At 46.8% G+C, this 14,810-nt stretch carries 17 protein-coding genes; 3 read left to right on the top strand and 14 right to left on the bottom strand.

The features are described from left to right. Nucleotides 1–131: 131 nt before the first annotated feature. The 5 genes from ACR1R9_RS00515 to ACR1R9_RS00495 form a co-directional block, all read right to left on the bottom strand. On the bottom strand, nt 132–554 hold the full coding sequence (locus ACR1R9_RS00515) for an OsmC family protein (protein WP_053780142.1): 423 nt from the start codon (nt 552–554) through the stop codon (nt 132–134). Between the two features lie 17 nt (nt 555–571). Continuing rightward, the gene (locus ACR1R9_RS00510; RefSeq protein WP_163761571.1) at nt 572–1,318 is read right to left on the bottom strand and encodes an amino acid ABC transporter ATP-binding protein; all 747 of its coding nucleotides are present in this window, start codon (nt 1,316–1,318) and stop codon (nt 572–574) included. Nucleotides 1,319–1,334: 16 nt separating this feature from the next. Then, nucleotides 1,335–1,979 carry an amino acid ABC transporter permease gene (locus ACR1R9_RS00505; RefSeq protein WP_024631428.1) on the bottom strand — a complete coding sequence of 215 codons (645 nt, stop codon included), beginning with the start codon at nt 1,977–1,979 and terminating at the stop codon, nt 1,335–1,337. 31 nt (nt 1,980–2,010) lie between these two features. After that, nucleotides 2,011–2,844, bottom strand: a complete 834-nt coding sequence (locus ACR1R9_RS00500) for a substrate-binding periplasmic protein (RefSeq protein ID WP_163761572.1) — start codon at nt 2,842–2,844, stop codon at nt 2,011–2,013. A gap of 176 nt (nt 2,845–3,020) precedes the next feature. Beyond that, nucleotides 3,021–3,653, bottom strand: coding sequence for a TetR/AcrR family transcriptional regulator (locus ACR1R9_RS00495; RefSeq protein ID WP_083679068.1), 633 nt, complete (start codon nt 3,651–3,653; stop codon nt 3,021–3,023). A 239-nt stretch (nt 3,654–3,892) separates the two neighbouring features. Here ACR1R9_RS00495 and ACR1R9_RS00490 point away from each other — a divergent pair, with 239 nt between their 5' ends. After that, complete coding sequence (locus tag ACR1R9_RS00490) at nt 3,893–4,681, top strand: undecaprenyl-diphosphate phosphatase (protein ID WP_064641143.1); 789 nt, start codon at nt 3,893–3,895, stop codon at nt 4,679–4,681. A gap of 207 nt (nt 4,682–4,888) precedes the next feature. Here ACR1R9_RS00490 and ACR1R9_RS00485 read toward each other — a convergent pair whose 3' ends face one another. The 5 genes from ACR1R9_RS00485 to ACR1R9_RS00465 all read right to left on the bottom strand — a co-directional run bounded on the left by ACR1R9_RS00485 (nt 4,889) and on the right by ACR1R9_RS00465 (nt 8,162). Next, nucleotides 4,889–5,215 carry a thioredoxin family protein gene (locus tag ACR1R9_RS00485; RefSeq protein WP_024631432.1) on the bottom strand — a complete coding sequence of 109 codons (327 nt, stop codon included), beginning with the start codon at nt 5,213–5,215 and terminating at the stop codon, nt 4,889–4,891. Between the two features lie 84 nt (nt 5,216–5,299). Then, nucleotides 5,300–6,208, bottom strand: coding sequence for an aldo/keto reductase (locus tag ACR1R9_RS00480; protein ID WP_433921928.1), 909 nt, complete (start codon nt 6,206–6,208; stop codon nt 5,300–5,302). Between the two features lie 153 nt (nt 6,209–6,361). After that, a complete protein-coding gene (locus ACR1R9_RS00475) occupies nt 6,362–6,535 on the bottom strand; it encodes a hypothetical protein (protein WP_175381661.1) in 174 nt (57 codons plus the stop codon). Nucleotides 6,536–6,761: 226 nt separating this feature from the next. Continuing rightward, nucleotides 6,762–7,505, bottom strand: a complete 744-nt coding sequence (gene gpmA, locus ACR1R9_RS00470) for a 2,3-diphosphoglycerate-dependent phosphoglycerate mutase (RefSeq protein ID WP_175381693.1) — start codon at nt 7,503–7,505, stop codon at nt 6,762–6,764. Between the two features lie 72 nt (nt 7,506–7,577). Next, complete coding sequence (locus tag ACR1R9_RS00465; RefSeq protein ID WP_170867957.1) at nt 7,578–8,162, bottom strand: DUF420 domain-containing protein; 585 nt, start codon at nt 8,160–8,162, stop codon at nt 7,578–7,580. A 375-nt stretch (nt 8,163–8,537) separates the two neighbouring features. On the opposite strand from ACR1R9_RS00465, the gene ACR1R9_RS00460 reads away from it, so the two are divergent. Both ACR1R9_RS00460 and ACR1R9_RS00455 read left to right on the top strand, forming a co-directional pair. Next, on the top strand, nt 8,538–9,728 hold the full coding sequence (locus tag ACR1R9_RS00460; protein ID WP_433921929.1) for a cation:proton antiporter: 1,191 nt from the start codon (nt 8,538–8,540) through the stop codon (nt 9,726–9,728). Nucleotides 9,729–10,120: 392 nt separating this feature from the next. Further along, a complete protein-coding gene (locus ACR1R9_RS00455) occupies nt 10,121–10,774 on the top strand; it encodes a transcriptional regulator (RefSeq protein WP_433921930.1) in 654 nt (217 codons plus the stop codon). A gap of 423 nt (nt 10,775–11,197) precedes the next feature. Here ACR1R9_RS00455 and ACR1R9_RS00450 read toward each other — a convergent pair whose 3' ends face one another. Genes ACR1R9_RS00450 through ACR1R9_RS00435 form a run of 4 tightly spaced genes read right to left on the bottom strand, consistent with a single transcriptional unit; the run spans nt 11,198 to nt 14,697 of the window. Further along, nucleotides 11,198–11,683: a DedA family protein gene (locus ACR1R9_RS00450; protein WP_053780148.1), complete on the bottom strand. Its 486-nt coding sequence runs from the start codon at nt 11,681–11,683 to the stop codon at nt 11,198–11,200. 13 nt (nt 11,684–11,696) lie between these two features. Beyond that, on the bottom strand, nt 11,697–12,242 hold the full coding sequence (pssA, locus tag ACR1R9_RS00445; RefSeq protein WP_063566539.1) for a CDP-diacylglycerol--serine O-phosphatidyltransferase: 546 nt from the start codon (nt 12,240–12,242) through the stop codon (nt 11,697–11,699). 20 nt (nt 12,243–12,262) lie between these two features. Further along, nucleotides 12,263–14,068 (bottom strand): sensor histidine kinase, encoded by a 1,806-nt coding sequence (locus ACR1R9_RS00440; protein WP_433921931.1) that lies wholly within the window; start codon nt 14,066–14,068, stop codon nt 12,263–12,265. Further along, nucleotides 14,017–14,697: a response regulator transcription factor gene (locus ACR1R9_RS00435; RefSeq protein WP_076291204.1), complete on the bottom strand. Its 681-nt coding sequence runs from the start codon at nt 14,695–14,697 to the stop codon at nt 14,017–14,019. Before ACR1R9_RS00435 ends, ACR1R9_RS00440 begins: the two co-directional genes overlap by 52 nt. Nucleotides 14,698–14,810 lie beyond the last annotated feature (113 nt).

Below are 14,810 nucleotides of genomic sequence, written 5' to 3'. Positions count from 1 at the left end.
CTTCCAATTCATCATACCACATAACAGCAAAAGCCCTGCAAGAGGGCTTCAAAAAAAGGCACTCCCATACCTGGAAGCGCCTCTTCAGTATATACTTTTATATAAATTAACTAGGAGTTATCCATATGCCGTTATGGACGTGGTGTGTCTACCCCATTCAGAATTAGCTTGGGATGAATATCTGCGCTAAGTGAAGCGGAAACTGCACAATACTTTTCTTCAGCCATTTGGATGGCTTTCCAGATCCGGTAATCCGGGATATCACCGTCTACCTTGAAGATCAGGTCAATGGCCGTAAAACCTTTCGGCATACCTTCACTGCGTGTACCCTGTGCTTCAATCTCAATGCCTGTAATTTTGTCCAGGAAAGCATCCAGAATCATCGTGATATCGATCCCCATACAACCTCCGAGACCTGCCAGTAACAATTCCATGGGTGTAGCACCCTTGCTGTCACCACCATAAGCTGCTGTGGCATCCATGCCAACTGCGTAGCCAGAGGGTCCTTCGGAAGTAAACGCGCGTTTGCCTTTCCATACCGTTGTTACATTCATGATGTTATCCTTCTTTCTTAGAATTCAGTAATTTGCTGCAAGAAACGACGTGTCCGCTCTTGGGTCGGGTGTTCAAAAAAGGCCTGTGGACTTGCTTCTTCCACAATCGATCCATCCGCCATAAAGACAATTTTGTTAGCCACATTCCGGGCAAACTTCAACTCATGTGTAACGACCAGCATCGTCATGCCTTCCTGTGCCAACTCCTTCATAACGGAGAGCACTTCGCCCACCAGTTCAGGATCAAGGGCTGAGGTAGGCTCGTCAAACAGCATCACTTCAGGCTCCATGGCCAGTGCGCGGGCAATTGCTACGCGCTGTTGCTGTCCACCAGACAAACGGGATGGATATGCATCCTGCTTGTCCGATAGGCCTACTCGATCCAGCAGAATCCGGCCACGTTCGGCCGCTTCATCCCGCTTGATTTTTTTCACAGTCACGAGCCCTTCCATCACATTGCCAAGCACCGTCTTGTGCGGATACAGATTGAACTGCTGGAATACCATGCCAGTCTGCCGACGGATTTCAAGTACCCGTGCCCGCTGGATTCGCTGCGAGTCGGTACTGTCTACTACAACACCATTTACTTCAATCTTGCCGCCAGAGAGTTCCTCCAAGCCGTTCAGACAGCGCAGCAGCGTACTTTTGCCTGATCCACTGGGTCCCAGCAGAACAACAATATCTTTCGCATCGACATGCAGATCTATATTTGTGAGAACTTCATTTTTCCCAAAACGTTTGGTCAATCCTGTAGTTGTAATCACCGGTTCTCCCCTCCTATCAGTAAGCCCGGGCCAGCCGGCGCTCCACTTGTTCCAGAATGGCCGAGAATCCGATACTCATGATCCAATAGATCACGCCAATCGCCAGATAAAACGGCATATTCACCGCATATTGTGACACAAGCAATTGTGCTGACCGCAACAACTCGGTAACACCAATCGCCGCCACAAGTGATGTTTCCTTCAGCATTCCAATAAAGGTATTACCCATCGGCGGGATGGCAATGCGCACAGCCTGCGGGAAGATAATCCGTCTCATCGCTTGAGCCGGGGTCATTCCCGTTGCGTATGCAGCTTCAGTCTGCCCTTTGGGTACCGCCTGAATCGCTCCGCGGAACGTCTCCGACAGAAACGCACCTGCATTCAGGCTCAGTCCCAGACATGCTGCAGTGAGCGATCCCAAGGTTACGCCATAATCGACCAGCCCATAATAAATGACGAATAATTGCACCAGCAGCGGGGTTCCCCGCATGATGGATACGTAGAAACGAGCGATCATTCTAAGCCACATCGGTCCTTTCAGACGCGCGATAGCGACGAGCACCCCGATGATAAAAGCAAAAAACATTGAAATTACAGTTACATACAGCGTGTAATACGCCCCCTTCAGAAAGAAGGGGATATTTTCAAATACCAATTCCATGGATCAAACTTCCCTTCGCCCTGCCGGTTCATTATTGCGCAGGCTCTTCACCAAACCATTTTTTGAAGATGGTATTGTACGTACCATCATCTTTCATGCTTTTGAGAGCATCATTCAGTGCTGCTACGAGTTCCGGATTATCTTTGCGCACAGCAATACCTGCCTGGTCACTCTTAATCGGTTCACCTACAGCTTTGATTTTTAATCCGTTAGCATCCACGATGGGTTTCAGAGCGTACATGTTGTTGATTGTGGCATCAATCCGTCCAGCATTCAGGTCTTTGAGTGAAGAGATAACATCGTCATAGGTTTTAATCGTGAAGTCGCCCACTTTCGGCAGCACTTCGTTACGCAGATACGTTTCATCATTGGTACCGAGGCCTACACCAATCGTTTTTCCTTTGAAATCTTCCAACTTGGTAATGTCATTGTTATCACTTTTCACAATAATTTTAACTTGGTTCGTAATATACGGATCACTGAAATCAAGTACTTTCTTGCGATCATCGGTAATCGTCATCTGGCTGATGATGGCATCCAGCTTTTTGGCTTGCAGACTTGGTGTCAGGCCGGAGAACTCCTGGGATACAAATTCCACCTTAACTCCAAGACGCTTCGCAACCTCACGTGCAATATCTGCATCGTAGCCGTCCATTTCTTTCTTATCGTTCAGGAAGTTGTATGGAGCGTACGTGCCCATCATACCCACTTTGATGACGCCAGCAGACTTGATCTGCTCCAGTTCATTGTTCGCCTGTGCTCCATTGCTGCTTCCATTGTCCGTAGCTTTACTGCCACAAGCGCTGAGCACCAGCACCGTCATTAGCAGCAGGGCTGTTAAAGTCCAGCCTTTGCGAGATTTCATTCCATATGTTTTATTCATGTCATTAACTTCCTCTCATCCATGTAGTCATGTCCTGTTGAAACTTCTTTTTCCTGTCTTCCTAAACCGCAGTTGTACCCATTATTCCCTGCTGCTGGCTTAATCATGTGAATAATTAATCCAGTTGTTGAAAATAAAGCTCCAGGGCCAGCACACCTTTATGTGCCGAGCAGTCCGTAAAATTCAAAGCTTGCCGCCTCCGCAGCTAATGTCGTTGCTGACATTGATGAGAACTCGCTGTGAAGCTGCTCCGAACCAAACAGCCAGCGCGTAATCATGCCTTCAATCATGCTAACCAGGAGCGCAGCACGGAGCGGTACATTCATGGAATCCGGCAGCATGCCCAGCTCAATGGCCCGTTGCATGTTGTGGCGAAACGCCTGTTCTACTGCCCCCCGTGTCTCCTCGACCAGACGGCGTACCGAATCCTCCGACACGATACCTTTAAGCAACAACTCCATAAAATAACGATTGTCCTCTGCAAAGGAGAATAAGTCGGTAAACAGTCGTTCCGAAGCTCTTACCATATCCTCAACCGATCCGGCATCCTTGCGGTAGCCTTGTCCAATCGCTTCAAGCAACTTCTCCCTGCCGGTTAACACAATCTCCGAGGCAATGGCCTCCTTACTTTTGAAGTGCCAGTAAAAAGTGCCTTGCGCGACGCCCGCTTCCCGGACGATATCGGAAATTTTCGTCTGATGGTAGCCCTGGGTCGCAAAACGTTCCATCGCTATGCGTATAATTTGGTCCCGGCGTTCTTCTCCGGGTTCCAAATGATTGTTTTTAGACATTTGCCTATCCTCCCGATTGATCAGTCAGTCAGTTAATGTATATCCTATTGGATAACTAGGTTTTTGTCAATATGGTTTTAAACAATTCATTACGAGCATAAGTTGAAGTTGAGCGCATTTGTGATCATAATAGATGATAGCCTTGTTCTAATGAGCGGGCATTGTCACGCAGGACAGCCTATATGCTGTCATCTGCATTTCAAGGAGGAAGAGAATTGGACTTTATATCATCGATTATTATGGGCATCATCGAAGGTTTGACTGAGTTTTTGCCCGTGTCCTCAACCGGACACATGATTCTGACTGCCCACTTGCTGGGATTATCGGAGGACAACGAGTCAGTCAAAACGTTTGAGGTGGTTGTGCAACTCGGAGCTGTACTAGCTGTCGTTGTGCTGTACTGGAACAAATTCATTGATATGTTCCGCTTCACCGGAGGCAAAAGGAGTTACACCTCCCGCCTGAACCTCATACATATCTTTTTGGCGATGGTTCCAGCCGTAGTCATTGGACTTGTATTCCGGGATTGGATCAAGGCGCATCTGTTTGGAGCACAAACGGTGCTGTACAGTCTTGTTATTGGTGGTATTCTGATGATTGTCGCTGAACGTTGGAGCCACCGCAGCGAACGCATTACAACCCATGATGTAGACGATATTACGTATAAACAGGCATTTGTAGTGGGTCTTTTTCAGATTCTCGCATTATGGCCAGGCTTCTCCCGTTCCGGTTCGACGATCTCGGGCGGTCTGTTCGCAGGGGTAAGCCGGGTTGCTGCAGCAGAATTTACATTCCTGGTCTCTGTGCCGATTATGATTGGAGCCACAGGATATGATCTATACAAAAGTATCGATCATCTAAATACCAGCGATTTCCCGATCTTCGCGATTGGATTCATTGCCGCATTTATCGTAGCCATGCTTGCCATTAAGACGTTCCTATCCATTTTGAAAAAACTGAGTCTGACCGTCTTTGCAGTCTATCGCTTCGTGCTGGCAGCCGTATTCTTTATCATTTTAATGATGTAACTCTATCTTCAAGTCCTGTAACAATAAAGCCAATGGCAACCTGTTCCCTTCGGAACCAGGCTGCCATTTTTAATTTGCACAACCTCATCAACAAACGATTTCATTTGTGAACCACACCCTACCCCTCGTCCAGATAACATAAACACCCCCTATCAGCGATAGGAGGCGTTCCATATAACTACTGCGATCTAAACGAACTGATTATGGTTATACCTTGGACTCCAAAGTCTGCAGGTACTCCGAGATTTGAGCAGGCGTTTTTGCCCATTTGCTGTGCAGATGTGCAATTTTCTTGCCGTTCTGGAATACGAGCAGGCTTGGAATACCGCGTACACCGTTCTCTTCGGCAAACGGCAGGAACTCTTCTGCATCGAGAGCATAGAAGGTTTTATCCGCATGCTGGTCGATCACGTCCCCGATAAAGCGATCCAGGTTTTTGCAATCCGGACACCAGGTTGTATCAAATTTAATGACGGTCAGCCCGTCAGAATTGATTGTATCGCGATATTGTTGTTCACTTTGAATTCTTTCCATATGTCTTCTCTCCCTTATTTGATTCTTTATGGTTGACCTTCATTGTACCTCGTATAGTTACAATTGAAAATAGGCTACCAACGTTTAACGGTGCTGCTTGTAGAGATTGGCGGGACTTAGCTCCCGTATTTCGTTAATCTCCGCAGCCGTAAGTGGTACAGATTCCGAAGCAGCAATATTATGCAACAACTGCTCTCTCGAACTGGCACCTGGCACGACAGCCGCAACAGCGGGATGTGCCAAAACATAACGAATGGCCGTTTGAGCCATGCTGCGATTGTCTGTAACCAACCGGCTCAGGCCTTCTCGTATGATGTGCAACTCCTCAGGAGTATAATCCAAATAACCCTTATCTGCCTTGGCAGCACCAGAATCGGCGAGAACACCACTTGCCACGGGTCCACGAGCGATAACGCTAATCCCCTTTTGCTCTAATAAAGGTAATACTTCCTCTTCGGCTCGGCGATCCGCAACGCTGTATTGATTCATCACGCTGACAATGGAAGCTCTCTGCACATATTCACGAATCACGTTAGGGCGGATGGAGGATATGCCGTAATACCGAATAAGACCTTCCTGCTTCAGTTCCTCAAAGGCTTCGATCGTCTCTTCGATTGGATCATCCAGAGTGCCACCATGCAGCTGATACAGATCAATATATTCCGTCTGCAGCCGTTTCAGGCTGTCTCGTACAGCTTGTTTGATATAGGCTTTGGACGGGTCCCATGACCAGCCTTCTTTTCCTGGTATGCGACGATTACCAACCTTGGTCGCCACAATGACCTGATCCCGGCGTCCCTGGATAGCTTGGCCCACGATTTCTTCGTTTAATCCTGCATCATACAGGTCAGCGGTATCCAGAAGATTAACGCCACGATCTAATGCTTCATGAATCAAGGCTACGGCAGGTTTCACTTCGGTTCCAAGCGACATGCAGCCTAGACCAATTTCACCTACCATGAGTTCGGATGAACCCAGACGATTTTTCTTCATATGTTGTACATCCCCTTCCATACGTTCTGCAAGTTTCCATTGTATCATTCTTGCTGGCAAAAATCGCATGTAACATATGAGCGCATACAAAAACCCGGGACCATACCAGCTCCGGGCTTATCATGCTAATTGACTCCTATATCAAAATCTATTTTAAATCACACGTGAACCTTTTTTGCTTCCATAAGACGGTTTTGAAGATGAACCTGAATTTTTCATCAGTCCTGACACCGTACTGAACAGCTTATCCCTTGCTTGTTTGTTCCTCATCAAGTAAGTCACGCCTGCTCCAATGGCTGTTACAATAATTCCACTTTTTTTAGACATATGTTGTTCCTCCTTCAGGATTAATGTACATCGTGTCTTGCTTGAGATTACCCTCTAGGAGAAAAACGAAACGTCAGATGCAATCGTTAAAATTAGAGAATGGCTATTATAACTTAAAAAGATGGCCACCTGAGAATTCAGGAGCCATCTTCTAACTTGCAGTATAAGTATAAGTCGAAATCATCGTTACTACTGTATAACCTACTTGGTCATAACAATCGTCTGGTCAATCGGACGGCGGTGCGACATGAGTCATTTCCTCATGTTTGTACGTGGATCCATCCGCAGTCAGGTAGAAATGCCCGATCGGATGCAGATCTTCATCCAGTTCATAGACCAGTGGAATGCCTGTCGGGATATTAAGCGCCATTACGTCTGCTTCGGACATTTGGTCCAGATGCATGACGAGTGAACGGAGCGTATTGCCGTGCGCGGAGATAAGTACCCTTTTGCCCGCTGACACAATCGGTTTGATCTCTGCATTCCAATACTCCAGCACCCGCTTCGATGTATCCATCAAATTCTCGGTACGCGGGATGGTGCAGCCCAGCCGTTGGTACTTGTCCTGATCCTGAACATACCGGTCGTCAGTTTCGTCCAGTGCTGGGGGAGATACGCTAACGGAGCGTCTCCACTCCTTCACCTGATCCTCACCATACTTCAGCGCAGTCTGCTGTTTATTCAGTCCTTGCAGCGCTCCATAGTGACGTTCATTCAGCTTCCACGTCTTCGTGATCGGAATCCACATCCGGTCCATTTCATCAAGTGCAATATCCAGTGTTCGAATGGAGCGTTTGAGTACTGAGGCATAAGCGTAGTCAAAATCAAAACCCTGTTCCTTCAGGATCTTTCCCGCTTTACGCGCTTCTCCGTAACCATCGGTCGTCAGATCCACATCCGTCCAACCGGTAAAACGGTTCTCCACGTTCCACATACTCTGTCCATGGCGAATCAATACGACTCTGTACATAAGCGTGAATCCTCCTTCCATGAAACCATTACCCGCAAGGCGAGCCGGATATGCCCATGATATGTGAAATTATTAATAGTACGGTGCCATCATCAGATATACAACTACACCCGTGGAACTCACGTAGAGCCAGATTGGCATCGTCCAGCGAGCAATTTTACGGTGTTTCTTCAATTGATTCGTCCAGCCCCATACCAGAGTGAACAAAGCAAGCGGCACAATAATCGCTGCCAGAATGCTGTGTGTGATCAGAATGAAGAAATAGATGGAACGAATAATGCCTTCTCCACCGTATTTGGACGTTTCCGGAGACAAATAGTGGAACGACAAATACGTAACGAGAAATAAAAGGGTCGTTGAAAATGCAGCAAGGATGAAACGTTTGTGCAATTTCACATTCCGCTTGATAATGGCAATCAAGGCCGCAAGCAGGAAGATAAAGGTGAAGCTGTTGAACACGGCGTTAAACCGCGGCAACACTGTAATGTCAAAGGCTACATCGCCTTTGTATCCGATGGACGGTGCAAAGAACAACAATAAAATAATGACATTGGCGATAATGGAAATGGTAATAATGAGACCTGCAAAATTTTTATTACTGGTCGGGGCAATCTGATTGGATTGAATGTTCGGGTCCCCTTTGTCCTGTTTGCCCAATGAAAAATCCTCCTCATATCCTAACTTCTATGTTCTATCTCATTATATCTTGCCATTTCTCGACTGTTAAGTGACAACACTCTGAACAAAAAGCCTCGTCAGGTACCTTTAAAGTGCCCTTTTCAGGCCATTTTCATTAAAAGCCCACCACCACTGGTTTACCCCATCCTGTATTCATGGTATAATTAATGCAATTAATCACATACGCGTTGAACTGGAGGAGCCTGTCACCAAGGGCCCTCCTTGTCTTTTTTTAAGGCATAAAGCGGCACGCTGACATACGCCGTTTTATGCCTTTTTCTGTTCCTAGGCTTGGAATGATCCCCCCTTGGACTGGTAATCCTATAAACGCTACTGCTGGAGAGGAGTACACCTATGGAATTTATTTTGGTTCTTGCACTTATTTTGATTTTTACCAAGTTGGCTGGGGATTTATTGGTAAGACTCGGTCAGCCATCCGTATTGGGTAAATTGATCGTCGGTGTTATTCTTGGACCTGCCCTGCTCGGCTGGGTTCAACCGGATGATTTCATCCACTATATGGCCGAAATTGGGGTATTACTACTCATGTTCATTGCTGGGCTCGAAACGGACCTTGAGCAATTGAAGAAAAATTGGAAGGCAGCCTTTGCGGTTGCCGTGGGTGGTATCATTCTGCCATTCATCGGAGGTTATGGCGCTGCCGCTGCGTTCGGCATGTCGCAGACACACGCTTTGTTCTTTGGACTATTGTTCTGTGCCACTTCGGTCAGCATCTCGGTTCAAACGCTCAAAGATATGAATCAGCTCAGCTCTCGTGAGGGTACAACCATTCTTGGAGCCGCTGTCGTCGATGATGTACTGGTTGTTGTCATCCTCGCTGTCATGATGAGTTTGCTCGGAACAGGGGCAACTGATACTTCAATCCCTCTGCTCATTGGCAAGAAGTTGCTATTCTTTGTTGTCATTATCGCTGCCAGCTGGTTCCTTGTTCCTCGCATTATGAAGTGGATGGCACCGCTGAAGGTCACGGAGACCGTTATTACAGCCGGATTAATCATCTGTTTTGGCTTTTCGTACTTTGCGGAATGGATGGGTGTTGCAGGCATTATCGGGGCTTTTGCGGCAGGTATCGCCATCTCACAAACGAACTTCAAACATGAGGTCGAAACGAAACTTGAACCGATCGCGTACGGGATTTTTGTTCCAGTATTCTTTGTAAGCATCGGTTTGAACGTGACTTTTGACGGCGTGGGTTCACAAATCTGGTTCATTATCGTTATCAGTCTGATTGCTATTGTAACCAAGCTTCTGGGCGGAGGAGCAGGTGCGCGTCTGACCGGATTTGATCGCTCATCTTCCCTCGCCATTGGAGCAGGCATGATTTCCCGGGGTGAAGTTGCTCTTATTATTGCTTCCACCGGACTTGCTTCCGGATTACTCGACGCTGAGTATTTCACCAGTGTGGTTATCATGGTTATCGTTACAACGCTGGTAACGCCACCGTTACTCAAAATCACCTTTGCACGCAAAAAAGGGGAAACTCGTGTTGAAAAAGGCATTGAGGAATCCCATCTAAGCGGGTAAATAAAAATCGGGGTACGAGTTATTAATGCAGATGTAAGTATTAGATGTAGGTACTGATGCTGTACAATATAGTTCACAGTACCCCATATTGTTCCTCAGTAAGATGTTGGAATTATACCTTATAACCAGAACTGAAGTACCACATGAAATATAGGGATATTAATGTGCATTAAAAGATATTCATGAGCTGTATCGATGAGTCAATTTTTAGAGTGTTGAATTTATTCGGTCATTAACGTTATACTTGTTCTTAAATATTAAACCTAGGTCGTGAAGCACACGCCGCTTTGATACATTTTTCACCTTCGATTAAGAGAAGGTCGGAAATGTTCAGAGCGGCTTTTTGCTTTTTATAATATTCGTTCGACGAACATAAGGAGGAAATGATTACGATGAGCAATGGATTTGAACAGGCATATGAGGAATGGATACACTCACTTCTGGAGAAGGAAACGAACCTTAGAGTGCGTTCAAGAATAGAAAATGGACTCGAGCATGGTACTTTGGAATTTCTACGTTCGGTTTGGTTTCCCGTTGTCAGGAACTTCAACCATTTGCAACCAGAATGGGAGGTTCGGGATTTTCATAACGGCTATCGATATCTTGATCTGGCTTATTTGCCAGGTAACGGAGCTAAGGGAGGTATAGAGATACAAGGATATGGGCCCCACGCCCGTGATCTCGATGTGCGGCGCTTTAAGGATCTCTGTTGGCGGCATTGTTTGCTAACACTTGATGATTGGACATTTTTGCCTATAGCCTATCTGTCAATAAAGGAAGAACCCAAACGCTGCCAACAGCTGGTACTTTCCTTTATGGGGAAATTCGTTACCACGGATACCCCCGCATCTTTAAATTGGCTTGAAGCGGAGTGTATCCGTTATGCCAGACGTCTCTTGCGTCCCTTTACCCCTTCCGAACTAGCAGTCCATTTGCGAATAACCGATCAACATTCTCGCAGAATTCTGCATAGGCTGGTTGAGCAGCATATGCTGCACGTTGTGGGTGGTAGACAACGATATCGATCGTATGCCTTACGAACCTGAGACACTCTATTCCACCAGAATTCATCATCTCCATCATTTAACGAATCCAAGCCACCTTATTTCTGCGAAATTGATTCAATTACAGCCATATATCAAACTTTTTATGGAAATAAGGATGATAGGATTCGTTAGAATTTAAAAAGTATCCTAATCGCATAAATAAGCGCATTCCAGTTCGTTAGTATTGATGCAATCTAAAAGGTTACTTTTGAAAGGCACTTAGGCTTATGCATATACTCTCGTTACACACTCTTGCAAAGTTCTTTCAGTCAGAACCGTACTCGTGTATTCAAGCTCGCTGAGGCAGGCTAGACTATCGTTCGTTGCAGTTCAGGATTATTTAAAATTAATACACAAACAAAAAAGACCCCTTCACATGCAAAAGGTCTTTATCCTCGCCTGTCCATAACAGGCTGTCCCATTTTAAGTTAACACACCTACGTAAAAACCAATCGATATAAAGACAACACACCATATAAACGCGCCAATGCTGGAGACAAGGACGTATCGTCCTATTGCCATGCGGCTTATTCCGGAGAAGCAGCACATCAGATGACGAATACCTGGAATGAAGTAGCCCAGTATAATGGACCAGTACCCGTATTTCAAAAACCATGACTCCACCCTGCCCAGCCGTTTGGCGTTGACCCCCACCCATTTACCGTACTTCTCAACCAGTGGTCGGCCGGCCTTCTTGCCAATGGTGTAACTCAGAAGACCTCCAGTAAACGCTCCACCAAAACTGACAACGATGGACACCGAATAATTCAGCACCGAGATGGAGGCGAGATAACCGACAAAGGTCATCATCACCTCATCCGGAATAGGCATGCCAATCACGCCAAGAGCCAGCAGTCCGTAAATTGCGAAATAACCATATTGACCAATAAATTCTCTTGCAAATTCCATACTGACTCGCTCCTTATTTCGGTTCCACAATATCCTTCTCATGGGGGGCTAGCACTTGTTTTAGAGACGGGAATCGGATTTGGCTAACCATTAGACCGGATAATACGATAATGACAAGATAGGCTACACCATGAGTAAAATAAGGACTCCAGAGCGCGAAAAAGGACATAAGACCGCCTGCAAACGTAATCGGCATACCCACAAAACCATGGCTTGCTGTCTTCTGGCAATTGTAACGGGCGAGACGCAATGCACCACAAACCGGGAATAATGCTGTCAGCGCCATACCCAGTGCACTTACCTCATTCATGGAGTTCAAATATAAGATCAACACGGGTGCGGTGCCGAACGAAACAACATCAGCCAGTGAATCCAGCGCTTTGCCGAATTCCCCCTCACAATGCAGCTTGCGGGCTGCAAACCCGTCAAACAGATCAAAGAACATGGCTACCCAGATCATCGTCACGGCTAGCGCAAACTCGCCATGAATAGCCATAATGACAGCCAACATGCCTGAAGTTAAGTTGCCCAACGTTAGAATGGACGGTAAAGATTTCATAGACTTGACTCCCCTTCGTACTAAGCATTAGGAAAAATAATATAAAAACGGACTCCGCCCGGCGTGTTCTCCACACCATAACTGCATCCATGCAAATCGAGAATCTGCTTCGCGATGGCCAGGCCAAGCCCGGTCCCCCCCATTTTGCGATTACGCGAGCGTTCCACGCGGTAGAATCTTTCCCAGATGTACTGCCGCTCCGCTTCCGAGATCTGCTCACCCTGATTCTCGATGGAGATTCGAACCTGCCCTTCCGGCCTGCTGATCTCAATCATAATATCGGTCTTAGGGACAGCATGTCGTATAGCATTCATCATCATATTATAGATGACTTGCTCCAACTTGCTGCGGTCCCCCTCAACGGTCTGTTCGGTGGTGGAGACCAAAACGACTTCCAGTTCCTTTTCCTTCAGTTGTGGACCCAGACGTCCGGCAATATCTTCAATCATATCTCCAAGAGCCACTGCATCGGTGTTCAGCTTAATCGCTTGGGATTCCAACCGTACCAGATCCAGCATCTCTTCAACCATCGTTTCCATCTTGACCGCTTCATCGGCAATGATCTCGATGTAACGCTCACGTTTGCTCTCACTGACTCCATCTTTCAACCCTTCGGAATACCCTTTGATGATGCTGATAGGTGTTTTGAGTTCATGGGATGCATCGGCAAAAAACTCTCGCTGACGCTGTTCAATTCGCTGCTTCATCTCCATATCAGTGCGCATCTGACTGTTCGCCTGCCTTAGTTCTTCCAAAGTCTGACCCAATGTCGTGGACAGCGCGTTGAGACTATTGGACAGACTGCCAATCTCGTCATTTCGGCGGATGGGCGATTTCACAGTGAAATCAAGGGTCGACATCTTTTTGGCAACATGGTTCAGGGCAAGCAACGGCTTGGTGACAATTCGGGATAGAAGCAGTGAAAGGAACACAATCAGCACAAATGCTGCAATACCAAAATACGCATAAAATAGTTGTGTAGCTTCACTCGCCTCCCTCATCTCCTGCAGGGACGTCAGGGAAAAAATGAGTTGCTGCTGAGGTCCCGAGCTGTGCACCGGAGCAATGGTAAGCACATTTCGTACACCACTCCAGCTATCGGTCCATTCCTCATTAATCATTTTCCCATTGGCGAGACTAAGCTGGTCTTCCGTAGATAGTGGGAAGCGGCTATCCAGCGCCTGCACGAGCAGACCCTGTCTCTGACTCCATGTCCCCAGGTTGGGAAGAACAACGTCCTTCAATGTTCCTGACCATTCTTCTACCGGCTCCGTTAACTCCTGAAAATCTTCCGTTCCGCTGACTACGGAGCTCTGATCCTTTATCTTCAGCGGATAAACCATAGGATCATTCATTCCACTTGCCGAACCTGTAACGGTCAATTGCTGACCATACTTCAAGTGTGAAGCAAGCCATCCTGCGTTCTCACTGTTGATAAACAACGACAGCGATATATTTACCTGCTTGCCATCCTCTTGCAAAAGCACGATGTGGAATGGGTCATTAACCAGCTTACCTGTATTCGTCAGGATTACCAGATGCGACTGATTCTGCCGCATGAACTTCCCGGTTTCCTTGGCCAGCTGCACATCGTTCCAATGTCCAGTGGAATATTGTTGTTCGAATTTCGTCAATTTTTTCTTAATGCTGCTGATCTTCTGATGTTGGTAAAAGTCCGGGAACCAGACCAGTTGGGCAATCACGGTTGTTCCATATAGAAGAAGCAGAAATCCAGCCATGACCAGAAACAGTTTCATCGTTACACCGTTACGTCTCATGCCTCGGCCTCGAATCGATATCCGGTACCGATAACCGTTCGGATACACTTGGCTTCATCCCCAAGTTTGCTGCGAAGCTTTTTGATATGGGTATCCACCACACGCGAATCACCCTCAAAATCATACCCCCATACCCGATTAAGGATGGCATCACGGGACAGTACAATTCCCTGATTGCGAGTTAAATACAGCAGAAGGTCATATTCTTTGGGAGCAAGCTCCACTTCAATTCCATCCTTCTCAAGCCGCCGAGCCCAGGGATCAAGTGTGGCACACCCAAACCGAATTACACTCTGCTCCTTGCTAACGGCACCCTCTACTCGCTTCATTAATGTCTCTGCACGTGCCACCAGTACACGAGGACTGAATGGCTTCGTAACATAATCATCCACGCCGAGCTGGAAGCCATGAATCTTGTCATCATCTTCCGATCGGGCAGTCAGCATTATAATAGGTACGGTCGACTGGGAACGAATATGCCCACAGAGGGTCCATCCATCCATTTCCGGCATCAGCACATCCAGGATGACCAGATCCACTTCATGCAGTGCCAGCAATTCCAGTGCCTCTACCCCATGTTCTGCTTCAATAACGTTCCATTGTTCTTTTATGAAATAATCGGCCACAATCTCACGAATGCGGCTTTCATCTTCCACCAGAAGCACTGTTCTGACCATGGCCGACTCTCCTTTTAGCATTCTGTTGTTAACATAACGATTCCGTGTGTCGTCCGTGTGTCCAGCCATGTTCTGGAATGAACTCCATCTTATATACGATTAATATATACCAA

The sequence above is a fragment of the Paenibacillus taichungensis genome, assembly GCF_050994985.1.
Classification (GTDB): domain Bacteria; phylum Bacillota; class Bacilli; order Paenibacillales; family Paenibacillaceae; genus Paenibacillus; species Paenibacillus taichungensis.
Note: the sequence above shows the minus strand (reverse complement) of the source record. Positions and strands in the feature narration are given on the sequence as shown.

Bases quoted from the DNA above. Each gene is read 5' to 3' on its own strand.
- ACR1R9_RS00495 (WP_083679068.1), bottom strand. From the start codon at position 3,653: ATGTCTAAAAACAATCATTTGGAACCCGGAGAAGAACGCCGGGACCAA.
- ACR1R9_RS00490 (WP_064641143.1), top strand. From the start codon at position 3,893: ATGGGCATCATCGAAGGTTTGACTGAGTTTTTGCCCGTGTCCTCAACC.
- ACR1R9_RS00515 (WP_053780142.1), bottom strand. From the start codon at position 554: ATGAATGTAACAACGGTATGGAAAGGCAAACGCGCGTTTACTTCCGAA.
- ACR1R9_RS00460 (WP_433921929.1), top strand. From the start codon at position 8,538: ATGGAATTTATTTTGGTTCTTGCACTTATTTTGATTTTTACCAAGTTG.
- ACR1R9_RS00480 (WP_433921928.1), bottom strand. From the start codon at position 6,208: ATGAAGAAAAATCGTCTGGGTTCATCCGAACTCATGGTAGGTGAAATT.
- ACR1R9_RS00475 (WP_175381661.1), bottom strand. From the start codon at position 6,535: ATGTCTAAAAAAAGTGGAATTATTGTAACAGCCATTGGAGCAGGCGTG.
- ACR1R9_RS00435 (WP_076291204.1), bottom strand. From the start codon at position 14,697: ATGGTCAGAACAGTGCTTCTGGTGGAAGATGAAAGCCGCATTCGTGAG.
- ACR1R9_RS00485 (WP_024631432.1), bottom strand. From the start codon at position 5,215: ATGGAAAGAATTCAAAGTGAACAACAATATCGCGATACAATCAATTCT.
- ACR1R9_RS00450 (WP_053780148.1), bottom strand. From the start codon at position 11,683: ATGGAATTTGCAAGAGAATTTATTGGTCAATATGGTTATTTCGCAATT.
- pssA (WP_063566539.1), bottom strand. From the start codon at position 12,242: ATGAAATCTTTACCGTCCATTCTAACGTTGGGCAACTTAACTTCAGGC.
- ACR1R9_RS00455 (WP_433921930.1), top strand. From the start codon at position 10,121: ATGAGCAATGGATTTGAACAGGCATATGAGGAATGGATACACTCACTT.
- ACR1R9_RS00500 (WP_163761572.1), bottom strand. From the start codon at position 2,844: ATGAAATCTCGCAAAGGCTGGACTTTAACAGCCCTGCTGCTAATGACG.
- gpmA (WP_175381693.1), bottom strand. From the start codon at position 7,505: ATGTACAGAGTCGTATTGATTCGCCATGGACAGAGTATGTGGAACGTG.
- ACR1R9_RS00505 (WP_024631428.1), bottom strand. From the start codon at position 1,979: ATGGAATTGGTATTTGAAAATATCCCCTTCTTTCTGAAGGGGGCGTAT.